Genomic DNA, 13759 nt, shown 5'->3' on the forward strand with positions numbered 1-13759 from the left:
TCGGGATTGGCCGCTGATCGGCGTCCTGCACTTGGGAAGACAAATCACGCGGGGTTCACTACGCTTTCAGAGCAGTCGCCGAGAACAATCTGAACATTGCGCCCACGCCGTGGTTCTAGATTCAGAAGACAGCGGATCAAGGACGAGCACATGGACCTTTCCAGCTATGCAGCCCCGCTTCCACCACGCCAGAGCGCGGTCACCCGGCGCCTGGCCTTCGCGGTCGGAGCGCTGTTTGTCAGCGGCGTGATTGCGGCGGCGGTCGCTTTGCTGGGTATCGCCGAGCGCCTGGACAGCGAAGAGATCAACAAAACCGGCTTTTACTCGGCTCGCGCGCTGGAAAACCGCATCACTGCCTCGAAAAACTACATCACCAGCTACGCCTACTGGACCACCGCCTACGAGCATTTGAGCGGTCAGGTCGACACCGACTGGGCCTACACCGAGCAGAACCTCGGCAAAACCCTGTTCACCAGTGACGGCTATGACGGCGTGTTCGTCCTCAACCGCGAAGGCACCCGTTACGCGGTGGTGCGCGGGCAAATGGTCGATGCCGAGCTGTCCGCGTTCGTTCAGGTAAGCGCCACGGAGTTACTCGATCAAGTGTTGGGCCAAGGTGATCTGACCAAGCCAGTCAGCCGCTATTCACTGTTCGAAGGCTGGCCGGCGCTGGTGTCGGCGGCGACGATCATTCCCAACGATGAACGACCACTCGGCGATCCGCAGACTTCTTCGGTGCTGGTGTTCGTCGACAAACTCACGCCGACCAAATTGCGCCTGATCGGCAGCGGTTACGGCTTGAATAACCTGACCCTGGCACTGGACGATACGCTCGACCCGAAACGCCCTCGCGTGCCGCTGGACAGCACCGGTTACAGCCTGATCGCTGATCTGGAACGGCCCGGACAACATTTACTGTGGTCATTGCTGCCGCCACTCGGCGCGACGATTGTGGTGCTGATGCTGCTGACCGCGTACTTCTTCCGTCACGCCTTGCGCTCATCGCAGTACGTCGACCAGAGTTTTGCCGTCATGCAAACCTCCAATCAAGCACTGGAAAACGCCAACCGGGAGCTGGAAGCCAGTGAAGAACGCTTTCGCGCCGTGGCCGAAGCCGCGTCCGACTGGATCTGGGAAGTCGACCGCCACCTGGCGCTGACGTACCTGTCGGCGCGCTTCAGCGAAGTGACCGGTTACCCGCAAACCCTGTGGCTGGGTCAGAACATCGGCCAACTGTTGAGCTGTGACACCACGCCACTGGAACTGTGGCTGAGAAACCTCACCGAGGAGAACAGCGCCAGTGATTTGCGTTGCACCTACCGTGACCACTCCGGCCAGCAACGCCACTGTCGGTTGTCCGCCCGGCCGATCTTCGACAAACACACGGTGATCGGCTATCGCGGTACCGCCAGCGACATCACCGACGAAGTCGCTGCTCATGCGCAGATCCAGCATCTGTCGATGCACGACGCCCTCACCGGCCTGCCCAATCGCAACAAACTCGCGCGTTATCTCGATGAAGCGCTGCTGCTCAAGGAGCACGCGCCGCCGCTGTCGCTGCTGATGATCGACCTCGACAACTTCAAACCGATCAACGATTCGCTCGGCCATCCGGCCGGTGATGCCGTGCTGCAGGAAGTCGCCACGCGCCTGCGTGAATGCACCCGCGAACACGACATCGTCGCGCGTCTGGGCGGCGACGAGTTCATCGTGGTGCTCAACGGCATGGACAGTCCGCACGAAATCGACAAGTTCTGCACCCGCCTGATCGGCAGCCTGCATCAACCGGTGGTGTTCGAACATCATCCGCTGCACATCGGCGCCAGCATCGGCATCTCGCTTAGTCGCCGCCACGGCTACGTACCCAGCGACCTGATCCGTTACGCCGACATTGCCCTGTATCAGGCCAAGTCCGAGGGCAAGAACACCTGGTGCTATTTCGAAGCGCACATGAGCGACCAGATCCAGACCCGTCGGCAGATGGAAGACGACCTGCGCCATGCGCTCAAACACAACGAATTCATCCTGCACTATCAACCGCGCTACAAGATCGATGGCAAGCACATCGTTTCGGTCGAAGCGCTGGTGCGCTGGCAACACCCGACCAAAGGCCTGCTCGGCCCGGACCTGTTCATACCGCTGGCGGAGCAGACCGATCTGATCGTGCCGCTCGGGCGCTGGGTGTTGCGTGAAGCCTGCGAAACCGCGCTGGGCTGGCCGGAAGACATTCTGCTGTCGGTGAATCTGTCGCCAGCGCAGTTTGCCGTCAGCGATGTGGTCGAGGATGTTCGGGAGGTACTGGTGCAAACCCGCTTCCCGGCCAGTCGCCTGGAACTGGAAATCACCGAGAACGTGATGCTCAACGACACCGACGGCGCGTTGACCACCATGAATGCCCTGAAAGAACTCGGCGTGCGCCTGAACATGGACGACTTCGGCACCGGTTACTCATCGCTGGGTTACCTGCGCGCTTATCCTTTTGACGGGATCAAGATCGACAAGCGCTTCATCGCCTCGATCAGCAGCGGCACCAATGATCGCGCGGTGGTGCAGGCGATCATCGGCCTGGGCAAAGCCATGGGCCTGACTGTCACCGCCGAAGGGGTCGAGACTGAAGAGCAACTGGATATTCTCGGGGTCGATCAGTGCAATGAGGTGCAGGGTTATTTCATGAGTCGGCCGATCGACAAAGTCGCGTTTGCGCGGCTGTTGCAGGACTCCAGAGGTGTACAGCTGAAATCAAAAAAGGGTCGGGTAACCTGAGCGTTTCAGCTGTGTGTTCGACCCGATTCGCCGGTAAACACATTGCCCGCATCACGCACCAACTGCCGCCACTCGGCGCTGGTGATCAGACCTTGCTCTTCCATTTCATCGGCGGCCTTGAGCAGCTCGTCGTACTGCTCTTCCGGGTCTAGACGCATCTGCGATTGCGTCGCCAGTTTTCGCCATGCCGCCAGTTTTTCTTGTTTGCGCTGATTGAACATCGGGGAATGATCTCGCGAAGGAATACCTTGATAGAAAGACGTGAGATCCCAGTGGTTCAGCGTAATCGACGGATGGACTGTTTGCCTCTGAAGGGTTTGTGCTGATCAGCAATGATGGATACACCACCGAATACTGTAGGAGTGAGCCTGCTCGCGATAGCGGTGTGTCAGGCAACACACCCGCCACAGACAATCCGCTATCGCGAGCAGGCTCACTCCTACAGGGATTTGTGCTGGCCTGCTCCCCTGCGTCTGACGCAATTCGTCAGAACTTTTGCGCTACACGTGTGTAGGGATAATCCGGATCGCGGTACTTGCCCGGCTTCTGCCGCTTGGGCAGCTCGACCTTGTCGCGCTTCACATCCTCATACGGAATGCGGCTGAGCACATCGGTGATGATGTTCAGCCGTGCGCGGCGTTTGTCGTTGGAGTCGGCCACCAGCCACGGCGCATGTTCAGTGTCGGAGTATTTGAACATTTCGTCCCGCGCCCGTGAGTAGTCGTACCAGCGGCTGTAGGACTTGAGGTCCATCGGTGTCAGTTTCCAGGTCTTGCGCCCGTCGTTGATTCGCGCCTCAAGCCGGCGGGTTTGCTCTTCAGGGCTTACTTCCAGCCAGTACTTGAGCAGGATCACTCCCGATTGGACGATGGCGTGTTCGACCCAGGGAATCGATTTGAGGAATTTGTCGGCCTGCTCGTCGGTGCAGAAGCCCATCACCCGCTCGACACCGGCGCGGTTGTACCAGCTGCGATCGAAGATCACCACTTCGCCTGCCGCCGGTAGATAAGGCAGATAACGTTGCACGTGCATCTGGCTTTTCTCGCGATCGGTCGGCGCCGGCAGCGCCACCACGCGAAAGACACGCGGGCTGACGCGCTCGGTCAATGCCTTGATGGTCCCGCCCTTGCCAGCGCCGTCGCGGCCTTCGAAAACGATGCAGACCTTGACGCCCTTGGCAATCACCCATTCCTGCAACTTGACCAGTTCGACGTGCAGTTTGCGCAAATGCTCGAGGTAATCCTTGTTTTTCAATTTCGGACTTTCAGGCGCCGTGGCGGCCTTCTTTTGCCTTTTGCCATGACCTTGGCCTCTCTCCAATAAATGCAGAAACAGAGTGTTGATTGACGGGATACACCAGACACGTGAGGTTAGTTCATGACGTGCCGTTTGCCATGGCCGGGCAAAAAGCCAAATTGCCATGTGTTTCGTTCGTTCTTTGTTACGTCGCACTGTTCATTGCCCGTTCTTGCCTGCCTGGAGTTTTTCGATGCCGTCGTCCAAATCCCTGCCCACCGCCCTGCTTGGCCTGGCGCTCGCCTGCCCGGCGATGGCCGAGACTCAAGGTCTGGAATTGGGGCAAGTACTGATTTCGGCCGAGGATCGCAACGGCAGTGATGTCTCTGTTGAGGAAGCCAAGGCCCGCCTCGATCAGGTGCCCGGCGGCACCAGCGTGGTCGACATGCGCCAGCCATTGCAGGGCCGCGTGGCGAGCAATCAGGATGTGCTGGCGTATCAGCCGGGGGTTTATGCGCAGTCGGCGGGCAACGAAGGCGTGAAAATCTCGGTGCGTGGCTCAGGCATCAACCGCGCACCGGGCGCTCACGCGTCGGGGCTGTACACGATGCTCGACGGTCTGCCGTTGACCGGCCCGGGCGGCACGCCTTACGAATTGCTTGAACCGCTGTGGGTCGATCACGTTGAAGTGCTGCGCGGCGCCAACGGCTTTGATCGCGGTTCGCTGGCCTTGGGCGGCGCCATCGATTACGTCAGCCACACTGGCTACAACGCGCCGAAACTGCAAGTGCGCTACGCCACCGGCAGCCACGGCTATCAGCAGCGTCAGGTCAGTTCCGGGCAAGTGCTCGGCGATTTCGATTACTACGTGTCGCTCACCGATTCCAACGCCGACGGCTATCAGGATCACACCGCCAGCGAGAGCAAAGGCCTGATCGCCAACTTCGGTTATCGCTTCAACCCGAACCTGGAAACCCGCTTCTATATCCGCTACCGCGAGACCGACAACGACCTCGCCGGCCGCGTAACCAAGCACTCCATCGAACACTCGCCTCGCGCGGCCAATCCGTCCTACGTGGCGCGCGACGATAGCCGCAAACAGCCGGGCAGCACCTTCATCGGCAACAAGACCACCTATTACATCGACGACGATTCGAGCATCCAGACCGGCCTCGTTTATCACGACTACCCGATGGACCTGCGCGAAGGTCCGAACCGTTTGAAGGTCGCCTACACCGACGTCAGTGGCACCTTCGACTACAAACGCCGCGACACGATTTTCGGCATGGAAAGCCGCAGCAACGTCGGCCTGCGCGTGACCAAACACCTACCCAACGACGGCGCCAGCGAGTTCGTACGCATCCCCAGCGGCAATACCGCCGGCTACGTGCCCGGCACGCGCATGCGCAACTTCACCTATCAGGGTTCGGACACGGTTCTGCACTTTGGTAACGATCTGGAAATCGCCGACGACCTCTGGCTAACCACCGGTCTCGCCGCCATCTACACCCGCCGCGAAAGCGACGTGACCTACCCGCAAAGCGGCGGCAAAACCAGCATGAACGACTGGGATTACGCGCCGCGCCTCGGCCTGCGCTACCAGATCACCCCGGATCTGCAAGTGTTCGGCAACCTCAGCCGCTCGGTTGAAGCGCCGCACCCGTGGTCGCTGATCTACAGCTCCAACGTGCGTTTCCCGGCCGGCAGCGGCGCCGCGACCGGCACGCAGAAAGACCCGATCAAACTGCAGAACCAGACCGCGACCACGCTGGAACTCGGCGGCCGTGGCGACAGCGCTGTCGGCGAATGGAGTCTGGCCTGGTACTACGCGCAGGTGCGGCATGAATTGCTGTCGGTGCTGCCGGATGCCACCGCCGTCACCCCTTACGAGCTCAACGCCAGCCCGACCGTGCACCAAGGCATCGAAGCCAGCCTCAACAGCAAACTCTGGTCGGCTGCTGATGGCCGCCAATTGAGCTTGCGCCAGGCGTATACCTTCAGCGACTTCCACTATCGAGATGATGATCGTTTTGGTGACAACCGCCTGCCCGGTCTGCCAATGCATTACTACCAGGGTGAGCTGCGTTACGACTGGCCGCAGGGGTTCTTTGCGGCGGTGAATACGCAATTGGTGTCCAAGGTGGCGGTGGATTACGCCAACAGCTACTACGCCGATCCGTATGCACTGTTCGGCGCGACGCTGGGTTACAACGCGCCGAAGGGTGACTGGCAGACGTGGGTGGATATGCGCAACCTGACCAACAAACACTACGCAGCAACGGTCACACCGGGGTATGACGACAAAGGGCTAGATGCCGCGAGGTCTACGCCGGGTGAAGAAATGGGAGTTTATGTCGGGGTGTCGTGGAGCTTGCTCTGACACCTCCCTTGTGGGAGCTAGCCTGCTGGCGATGGCGGCGAATCTGTCGCGAAGAAGCTAACTGACCTACCGTCATCGCTTGCAGGCAAGCTCCCACAGTGATTTGCGCTGTACCCGAATTTTGTGATCTATACACAAACCTGTGGCAACAGGTTTGCCCGCGAAGGCGTCAGCCGAACACGCGTCGATGTAAATGTTCTATGCCCTGTTTCAGAACGAGTCACGGATGAACACCATGGATTCCCAACCAGAAAACCTGCTGGAAAAAAGCCTCAAACGGGCCGCCGACGAACCGGCACATCGTCCGGAGTTTTTCAACACTCTGTTGAATTCGAACGTTTATATTCTCGGCACCGCCGGAGAGGCAGACGGCCACGTCAATCTCCAAGCCGGCAGCAACATCAGCATCGCCCATTGGCAAAAACCGGATGGCACCCCGGTCATCCCGTTTTTCTCGTCCCTGCAAACACTGCAACAGTCCATCGACAGCGAGCAGACCTACCTCGAAATACCCGCCCGATCGTTGTTCGAAATCACACTGGGCGCCCTGCTCTGTCTGAATCCGAAGTCGCCGTACGGCAAAGAGTTTTTCCCGCAAGAGGTGCACAATTTGCTCGCCGATGCCGTTGGCCAGACCGCCACGCAACGCACGGTCGAGAAAGAAACCAACGTGCTGCTCGGCCAGCCTGCCGAATACCCGTCACAAATGGTCCACTCGCTCACGCAACTGCTCGCCAAACATTCCAATGTGAAGCGCGGGTTTCTGGCATTGATGCATGACACCTCGGTGGACGAAAAACCGCACTTGATCGTGGGCATTGAGGCGGACGGCGATATTGAGCGGGTTATGCGTGAGGCGGGCAATGTTGCCGGGGATACCGCGCCGCAGGGCGAGCCGGTTGATTTGTGCCGGGTATCCCAAGGTGAAGCCGGCCTGAGTGATTACTTTCTCAGGGAAACCACGCCCTTCTATGAGCGCAAGTGGGGCAATAAACTGCGTTCTTTTCTGGGATTTGGTAAGGCGTGATTGAACATGCACCGGGACCCTGGGTTCTCGACGAGACCGCCGAGGTCACGGCCGGACTTGCTGATTTGATCGCGGCGATTGCCAAAACCGAGCGATCGCAAATCCTATGAGTCCGGGCTGGAAACACGGGTTCACGCTTGAAAACTGAGTGATCGTAAAATGTGGACCGGGTTGACCGGTCCGCCACAAGGACCGTGAAAAATGAAAGTATTGCTCATCGCTTCGCTTGCAATTTTGTCGATAACTCAAACATCTTTGTCCTTCGCCGATAACGCCAATGGCAAAAATCTTTTTTTACAGCGATGTGCGGTGTGCCATGGAGCAGATATCAAGGCAACAGGCCCCTTGGCGAATAAAAGCCAACCGCCGACGCCTGACCTGACAACAGCCATCTTCAAGAAGCGACTGCATGATTATCCAGGCGTCATCGTCTCCTCGATCATTCTTCGCCCCAATGGCGACCTGATTCCAAGAACCCTGCGGGACAACGGCATAAAAATCGCGCCGCACGCCTGGAGCGTTCAGGACTTTCGCGACTTGAATCAATACATGAGTCGTGTGATTTCAGAGAGTCGGTGATTTGATAAAACGACGACGTTTGAACCGGAACACCCCCTTCTCCAATGCCCACTTGGTCAGGAAATGAATGAACTTCACCGATGAAATGGCAACCGCTTTTCCTGCGGGCAATCCAATGCCCGCACGTCTTCGCCAAGCACTTGAGTTGTTGGAAGAACATGGTTGCGTGCGCAGTCACCGCGATGGCACGCGCTATATGACGCTGCATCCGGAACCGGCACACAGCGATGTGGCGACAACCGCTTTTTACCTGCCAGTGCCTGCCGACACCGCCCGCTGGACTAACAGCGATGATCCTGAGGTAAACCAGCGCCTGACCCTATTCCTCAGAACCGGTGGGGACGGCTCGTGGGCCGGGCTGTGGCTGGACGACAGCGGGCAACAGCGATTCGTCCATCTGGGATCAGGGTCCGGGTCAACGATGCTTTGCGTCCTGACCGACACGATTGAAGACTTGCTGAGGCTGTTGGCTATCGGTTACGACGAGCTCTGCTGGCCGGAGCAATTTCAACTGACCCCGGATCAAGTACGCGAAAAAGAATACGCCGAAGACGATTACCCTCCTCCGCCTCTTCTGTTGCGAAGCCACGTCGAGCGAACGCTCGGGCTGAGCATACCGGCGCGAGCAGCGGATCTGGTCCGCGGTACAGCGTGCATGGATGTGAGCGAATCGAACGACCCCTTCTGGAACTGGCTCAAGCAGGTCAGCCGGCATTAATGGCGACACTGCTCGATCACTTCCACTCCAAACCAGTCCTCGCCCCTCCCAAGGAAGGCATGTTGTGAATGACGTCAAACCCGACAATCGAAATACCCTGAATCGCGCTTGGCCGCTGTTTTTGCTACTGGCATCGACAGCTCTGCTTAACACGGGCTGTTCCCACCCCCCGCCACCGATCGAACGCGACCCCTGCCTGGATGAAGGCCCACTCCACAGTGCGGCTTACGATGACTGCGTGGCTGACCGTAAGGACGCAAGTGATGCTGCACTCAAAGCCATTCTGGGCGATGCCCCTGATCTTTACACACAAACGCGCCTAGCCGAGCCGGGCGAGGAAACTTTCCAGAAGTCCGACTATCCGGACACCCCCAGCCCCATGAGTTACCGGACTGCTCGCTCAATTTCCGCGACGGAGCAGCAGGCGCTACCGTTCAAGATGAGAGTCCGCTGGAATTACACCTCCAGGAAACTCCTGCCGCGACCTCGTGATCTTGTACGCATGAATGAGATGGAGGCCCTTTTACTGTCGGCCGCGGCGGATGACGGGCTCGCGAAGTGGGTGTGCACGGTCACTGGAGAACACCGTCGGGAGTGGATCTTCTACGCCCGAAGTGACACTGATTTCATGAACCGGATGCAGACGCTGTTGGCACCCAGCGGACCTTATCCTGTCGAATGGAGCGGTCGTAAAGAGCCTGCGCGCAGTGCCGAGGGGGCCAATAGTGCCGACCCGTCCGGGGAAATCCGCATGACCCCTAAACGGTGTTTGGAGTGAGAGACAGGGACACTTGTGGCGCTCTCTGCACTTACAGATCATTCAAGGAAAAATGCTCATGAGCATGAAAAAAATTATGCTGGCTGTATTGGCCGCAGCGGCGCTGGCGGGTTGTGGGGGTAACAAGGACAAGGCGCAGGCGTTCGTCGAGTCCAGTGGCATGACCAAGCAATACGCCAGCATGGTCGAGACCGCGTCCAGCGGTTATGCGTCCCGCTACCCGATGCTCGAACACGAGCAAGTTCGCAACGTTGTACGAGAGAACATCGATCCTGACGACCTGAAGGGCATGGTCGTGGAAATCTATGCCAATCACTTCAACAACGATGAGCTTGACCTGCTGACTCGCGCCAACCAGCATCCCGAGCAGGCGATGACGATCATCCTGAGTTCGAAAAAGGGCCGCGATCTGGCCGAAAAATTCATGGCCGTCCAGAGCACCCTCGCTAAAGATATGCGAGATGCAATGGCCGACAGCGATGAGGCGATCATCGATGCGCTGGATGATTTGAAGGATCAAGCGCAGGGCTAAAACGGCGCCATGGGCACTCGCCGCTTCGCGGGCTTGCCCGCGAAGTCGGAAACTCATTCAGCCTCGCAACCACTGAAGTGGCGCGGAATGAGCGGCGTGCCCCCCTCACCCGCGCTTCGGCAGCTTCCAGTTCGGGCGAATGAAATGGCAGGTGTAGCCATTCGGAATACGCTCGAGGTAATCCTGGTGTTCCGGCTCCGCTTCCCAGAACGGCCCCGCCGGTTCGATCTCGGTGACCACGCGACCCGGCCACAGTTTCGAGGCGTCGACATCGGCAGCCGTGTCTTCAGCGACATCGCGCTGTTCTTCACTGAGGTAGTAAATCGCCGAGCGATAGCTGCGTCCAAGGTCGTTGCCCTGCCGGTTGGGCGTGCTCGGGTCGTGAATCTGGAAGAAAAACTCAAGGATCTGTCGATAGCTGATCACCGCCGGATCGAAGGTGATTTCGATAGCTTCGGCGTGGTCACCATGGTTGCGATAAGTAGCGTTCGGCACGTCGCCGCCGGTGTAACCGACGCGAGTCTGCAACACGCCGGGATAGCGCCGCAGCAGATCCTGCATGCCCCAGAAGCAGCCGCCGGCGAGGATGGCGGTTTCGGTTTGAGTGGTCATGGCGTGTCGTTCCTCTTCGGGGTGTTGGGTATAGCGATGGTTATGAGGGCGGGTTGGCGGATTCCAAGGGGCTGAGCCAATAGAACTACTGACGCGCTGAAACCTGATTGGCTTCCTCGAGCAAAGAACCCGTAATCCTTCGGCCGCTGTAATCACTGACAAAGTAATTGATTCGGTTAGCCAGATACTGCATCGATAACCAGCCCAAACCGTGGTAGTCACGCATCTCCTCAGCATTGAGCTTGATCATGGACTGGTACCCCACAAAAGACGCTTCACATTCAACGAGGATGTAGACAGAACCATCTTCAGCCTTGAAAAGTCGCCAGTAGCTGTCGTCGGTGTGATATTGCGCGGGGGTGAGTCGAACCAGTTCCATGATTGAATTCCGTGGGCTTTCTTTTGGTTTCGAGACCATAACATGGCTGCAAAGCCACGGTTTTAGATGAGACGCTTCTGGCCGGTTGCCGACGTTGACGACATTCAGATTCAGGTCAAAAGCGCTAAGCGTGCCATGGTCGCCCTCGAGGCTCACGCAGTGCGCGCATCCGGGCATCAGTGCCCGGCAACCCCAACCGCTCCAGCAACACGCGGCCCCGATCTGAACCCATGCACCCGCGCGCCGAAGGCAATGGCAAACCCTACGCTCACCAGCACCACCATGGCCCAGGGAAACGAGGCGACGCCCCAGCGGTCGAGCAACACCCCGCCGACCACCCCGCTGCCAGCAATCGCGCTGTTCCAAGCCACCACATTCAACGACAGCGCGACATCGGCGCCGTCACCGGCAGCATCCGCCAGTGCCGTCTGCAACAACGTCGCCGCGCCGCCAAAACTCAATCCCCACACCAACACGCCGAGGTAAATCACCTGCGGTACACGCCCCCAAAAGCCAAACACCACGCAAACCAATGCAAACGTCGCCAGACTCACCAGCACTGTCTTGCGCAACAGCGGCTCAACCAGTTTCGCGGTCAGCCAGATCCCCGCCAACGCTGCGAGACCAAACACCAACAACACCAGATCTACACGATCCGCCAGCCCCGCCGGCGCCACAAACGGTGCGATGTAGGTGTAGAGAATGTTGTGCGCCAGCATCCAGCTGATCACCACCGCCAGCACCGGCCGCACACCCGGCGTGGTCAACACGCGGCGCAACGACAGACGCTGATGCGCAGGCTGCGGCGGATAATCCGGCACCTTCACCAACACCCAAACGATCAGTATCAACGTCAGGGCCGACATCAGGCCAAACGTCGTGCGCCATCCGACGAGGCCACCGAGCCATGTGCCGAGCGGCACGCCTAGTGACAGGGCAATCGGCGTACCGACCATGGCCAGTGCCAACGCTTTGCCCTGCTGATCAGGCTCAACCATGCGCCGCGCATAACCGGCCAACAAACTCCACGCCAACCCGGCCGAAACCCCGGCAAAGAACCGCGCCACCAGCGTCACACCATAGTGCGACGACAGCGCCGTGATCGAGTTGAACAGCAGAAAACCAACGATGGTCAGCAACAGCACATTGCGCCGACGCCAGCCGCGCGTGGCGATGGTCATCGGGATCACCGCCAGCACCGAACCCAGTGCATACGCGGTCACCATCTGCCCGGCCATCGAAGGCGAAATCGCCAGACCATCACTGATCAGCGGCAACAGCCCGGCGGGCAGGGTTTCGGTGACGATGCAGATAAAACCGGTCATGGCCAGCGCCAACAGCGCGCCGATGGGCAGGCGTTTGGGCGTCGCCGTAAGAGTCAATGAAGGTGTCACGGGAAACTCCTTGAGTTTGGAAATTCAGACTTGCGTACCGATCGATATAAAATACTGGCGGCAGCCGAGGCACGTTGTCAACGACTTATGTATCGACTAGTATCCAAATCACTTTCCGAGGAGTTTCAGCTATGGCCAGAACCGGCCGCCCCCGCGCATTCGATCGCGACGACGCCGTCGACCAGGCCATGCAATTGTTCTGGCAACACGGCTACGACTCGACATCCCTTTCACTGTTGAAGGCTGAACTGGGCGGCGGCATTTCCGCACCGAGTTTCTACGCCGCGTTCGGCTCAAAAGAAGCCCTGTTCGACGAATGCGTGCAGCGCTACCTGACGACCTTCGCCCAAGTCACCGAATGCCTGTGGGACGAAACCCTGCCGCCCCGCCAAGCCATCGAAACCGCACTGCGCCAGTCAGCACGCATGCAATGCGACGACGGCCACCCCAAAGGCTGCATGGTCACCCTCGGCGTCATGAGCGCCCCGAGCCCGGAAAACGCCCACGTCGCTCAAGCCCTCACCCATTCCCGAGCCCGAACCCGCGCGGGGATTGTGGCGTGCGTCGAGCGGGGTGTGAGTGAAGGATTGTTAGCAGACGACACGAACGCGGCCGCCATAGCGACGGTGTTCGACAGCTTCCTGCAGGGGATCTCCATCCTTGCTCGGGATGACACGCCGATCGAGAGCATTGATGCGGCGATTACGCAGGTGATGCGGACTTGGGATGTGGCCCGTACCACCGCACCTGCACCAGAACAGGCATGAAAGGCGTCTGGATGCTCAAACAGCATAAGGAAAACCAGCCATTGCAAATCCACGTTATTTACACCCACACCGAGGTGCTGCTCTCCAGACACCCTTACGCCTCATGGAGAGAAATTCAGAATCAGTACCCTGACTACATCACATCGCTCGGCCCCTGGGATGACCAAGCCGTTATCGAATACCTGATCGATGAATACCCCGAACTTTCTCCCCAATCCGAAAGAGCAGGTCGCAGCGCTCATCGCGGATACTGAAGAGACAAAAGTGATAACAACAGTACATTCACCGGCTAGACAGCCTTAGACGCGAGCTCCAGCATTCTGGCGAATTGAGCAATCGCCAGATGAATCTCATCCTGAGTGTCGCCATCCCAATCCTCAACCGTCGACAACTCGGTCCTCAGCGCGTCAATGCGACTGCGTATTTCAGCAACCTCTTCGTCCCCACACTGCTGCGCAATTGCCGCCCACTTCTCATCCGAAATACGCTGCTGCACGGACAGCCCCGCACTCGCTTGCGCGATCATTGCTGACAGTTTGCTCATCAAATATCCCTACTCTATTCCTTGCAGACAGTCGGCCCAATGCTTACACC

The 13759-nt window shown here is 58.8% G+C and carries 15 protein-coding genes; 9 read left to right on the forward strand and 6 right to left on the reverse strand.

The window, feature by feature from the left end; translation table 11 throughout:
* The first annotated feature begins 150 nt into the window (after positions 1-150).
* Positions 151-2763: a bifunctional diguanylate cyclase/phosphodiesterase gene (locus tag AB4N44_RS04320; RefSeq protein WP_460110089.1), complete on the forward strand. Its 2613-nt coding sequence runs from the start codon at positions 151-153 to the stop codon at positions 2761-2763.
* A gap of 5 nt (positions 2764-2768) precedes the next feature.
* On the opposite strand, the gene AB4N44_RS04325 is transcribed toward AB4N44_RS04320, so the two are convergent.
* Positions 2769-2984, reverse strand: coding sequence for a hypothetical protein (locus AB4N44_RS04325; RefSeq protein ID WP_316916522.1), 216 nt, complete (start codon positions 2982-2984; stop codon positions 2769-2771).
* Positions 2985-3249: 265 nt separating this feature from the next.
* Complete coding sequence (ppk2, locus tag AB4N44_RS04330) at positions 3250-4017, reverse strand: polyphosphate kinase 2 (RefSeq protein ID WP_460158183.1); 768 nt, start codon at positions 4015-4017, stop codon at positions 3250-3252.
* A gap of 235 nt (positions 4018-4252) precedes the next feature.
* Between ppk2 and AB4N44_RS04335 the strand changes: the two genes are divergently transcribed.
* The 6 genes from AB4N44_RS04335 to AB4N44_RS04360 all read left to right on the forward strand — a co-directional run bounded on the left by AB4N44_RS04335 (position 4253) and on the right by AB4N44_RS04360 (position 10013).
* Positions 4253-6379, forward strand: coding sequence for a TonB-dependent receptor family protein (locus AB4N44_RS04335; RefSeq protein ID WP_460110085.1), 2127 nt, complete (start codon positions 4253-4255; stop codon positions 6377-6379).
* A gap of 235 nt (positions 6380-6614) precedes the next feature.
* Positions 6615-7406, forward strand: a complete 792-nt coding sequence (sseB, locus tag AB4N44_RS04340) for an enhanced serine sensitivity protein SseB (protein ID WP_460110083.1) — start codon at positions 6615-6617, stop codon at positions 7404-7406.
* Between the two features lie 201 nt (positions 7407-7607).
* Positions 7608-7985, forward strand: a complete 378-nt coding sequence (locus AB4N44_RS04345) for a c-type cytochrome (RefSeq protein ID WP_127928262.1) — start codon at positions 7608-7610, stop codon at positions 7983-7985.
* 67 nt (positions 7986-8052) lie between these two features.
* Positions 8053-8703 carry a hypothetical protein gene (locus AB4N44_RS04350; protein WP_460110081.1) on the forward strand — a complete coding sequence of 217 codons (651 nt, stop codon included), beginning with the start codon at positions 8053-8055 and terminating at the stop codon, positions 8701-8703.
* 64 nt (positions 8704-8767) lie between these two features.
* Positions 8768-9481: a DUF695 domain-containing protein gene (locus AB4N44_RS04355; RefSeq protein WP_224790121.1), complete on the forward strand. Its 714-nt coding sequence runs from the start codon at positions 8768-8770 to the stop codon at positions 9479-9481.
* A gap of 58 nt (positions 9482-9539) precedes the next feature.
* Positions 9540-10013 carry a DUF2059 domain-containing protein gene (locus AB4N44_RS04360; RefSeq protein ID WP_460110079.1) on the forward strand — a complete coding sequence of 158 codons (474 nt, stop codon included), beginning with the start codon at positions 9540-9542 and terminating at the stop codon, positions 10011-10013.
* 105 nt (positions 10014-10118) lie between these two features.
* Here AB4N44_RS04360 and msrA read toward each other — a convergent pair whose 3' ends face one another.
* The 3 genes from msrA to AB4N44_RS04375 all read right to left on the reverse strand — a co-directional run bounded on the left by msrA (position 10119) and on the right by AB4N44_RS04375 (position 12398).
* The gene (msrA, locus tag AB4N44_RS04365) at positions 10119-10625 is read right to left on the reverse strand and encodes a peptide-methionine (S)-S-oxide reductase MsrA (protein ID WP_095118586.1); all 507 of its coding nucleotides are present in this window, start codon (positions 10623-10625) and stop codon (positions 10119-10121) included.
* 85 nt (positions 10626-10710) lie between these two features.
* On the reverse strand, positions 10711-11004 hold the full coding sequence (locus AB4N44_RS04370) for a hypothetical protein (RefSeq protein ID WP_460110077.1): 294 nt from the start codon (positions 11002-11004) through the stop codon (positions 10711-10713).
* A gap of 176 nt (positions 11005-11180) precedes the next feature.
* The gene (locus AB4N44_RS04375) at positions 11181-12398 is read right to left on the reverse strand and encodes an MFS transporter (RefSeq protein WP_460110075.1); all 1218 of its coding nucleotides are present in this window, start codon (positions 12396-12398) and stop codon (positions 11181-11183) included.
* A 131-nt stretch (positions 12399-12529) separates the two neighbouring features.
* Between AB4N44_RS04375 and AB4N44_RS04380 the strand changes: the two genes are divergently transcribed.
* Positions 12530-13165 (forward strand): TetR/AcrR family transcriptional regulator, encoded by a 636-nt coding sequence (locus AB4N44_RS04380; RefSeq protein ID WP_460110073.1) that lies wholly within the window; start codon positions 12530-12532, stop codon positions 13163-13165.
* Positions 13162-13419, forward strand: a complete 258-nt coding sequence (locus AB4N44_RS04385; protein ID WP_460110071.1) for a hypothetical protein — start codon at positions 13162-13164, stop codon at positions 13417-13419. Before AB4N44_RS04380 ends, AB4N44_RS04385 begins: the two co-directional genes overlap by 4 nt.
* A 35-nt stretch (positions 13420-13454) precedes the next feature.
* On the opposite strand, the gene AB4N44_RS04390 is transcribed toward AB4N44_RS04385, so the two are convergent.
* Positions 13455-13709 carry a hypothetical protein gene (locus AB4N44_RS04390; protein WP_460110069.1) on the reverse strand — a complete coding sequence of 85 codons (255 nt, stop codon included), beginning with the start codon at positions 13707-13709 and terminating at the stop codon, positions 13455-13457.
* Positions 13710-13759 lie beyond the last annotated feature (50 nt).

Source organism: Pseudomonas sp. S3_C06 (genome assembly GCF_054667675.1).

Bases quoted from the DNA above. Each gene is read 5' to 3' on its own strand.
- AB4N44_RS04335 (WP_460110085.1), top strand. From the start codon at position 4,253: ATGCCGTCGTCCAAATCCCTGCCCACCGCCCTGCTTGGCCTGGCGCTC.
- msrA (WP_095118586.1), bottom strand. From the start codon at position 10,625: ATGACCACTCAAACCGAAACCGCCATCCTCGCCGGCGGCTGCTTCTGG.
- sseB (WP_460110083.1), top strand. From the start codon at position 6,615: ATGGATTCCCAACCAGAAAACCTGCTGGAAAAAAGCCTCAAACGGGCC.
- AB4N44_RS04325 (WP_316916522.1), bottom strand. From the start codon at position 2,984: ATGTTCAATCAGCGCAAACAAGAAAAACTGGCGGCATGGCGAAAACTG.
- AB4N44_RS04385 (WP_460110071.1), top strand. From the start codon at position 13,162: ATGAAAGGCGTCTGGATGCTCAAACAGCATAAGGAAAACCAGCCATTG.
- AB4N44_RS04390 (WP_460110069.1), bottom strand. From the start codon at position 13,709: ATGAGCAAACTGTCAGCAATGATCGCGCAAGCGAGTGCGGGGCTGTCC.
- AB4N44_RS04370 (WP_460110077.1), bottom strand. From the start codon at position 11,004: ATGGAACTGGTTCGACTCACCCCCGCGCAATATCACACCGACGACAGC.
- AB4N44_RS04380 (WP_460110073.1), top strand. From the start codon at position 12,530: ATGGCCAGAACCGGCCGCCCCCGCGCATTCGATCGCGACGACGCCGTC.
- AB4N44_RS04320 (WP_460110089.1), top strand. From the start codon at position 151: ATGGACCTTTCCAGCTATGCAGCCCCGCTTCCACCACGCCAGAGCGCG.
- AB4N44_RS04345 (WP_127928262.1), top strand. From the start codon at position 7,608: ATGAAAGTATTGCTCATCGCTTCGCTTGCAATTTTGTCGATAACTCAA.
- AB4N44_RS04350 (WP_460110081.1), top strand. From the start codon at position 8,053: ATGAACTTCACCGATGAAATGGCAACCGCTTTTCCTGCGGGCAATCCA.
- AB4N44_RS04360 (WP_460110079.1), top strand. From the start codon at position 9,540: ATGAGCATGAAAAAAATTATGCTGGCTGTATTGGCCGCAGCGGCGCTG.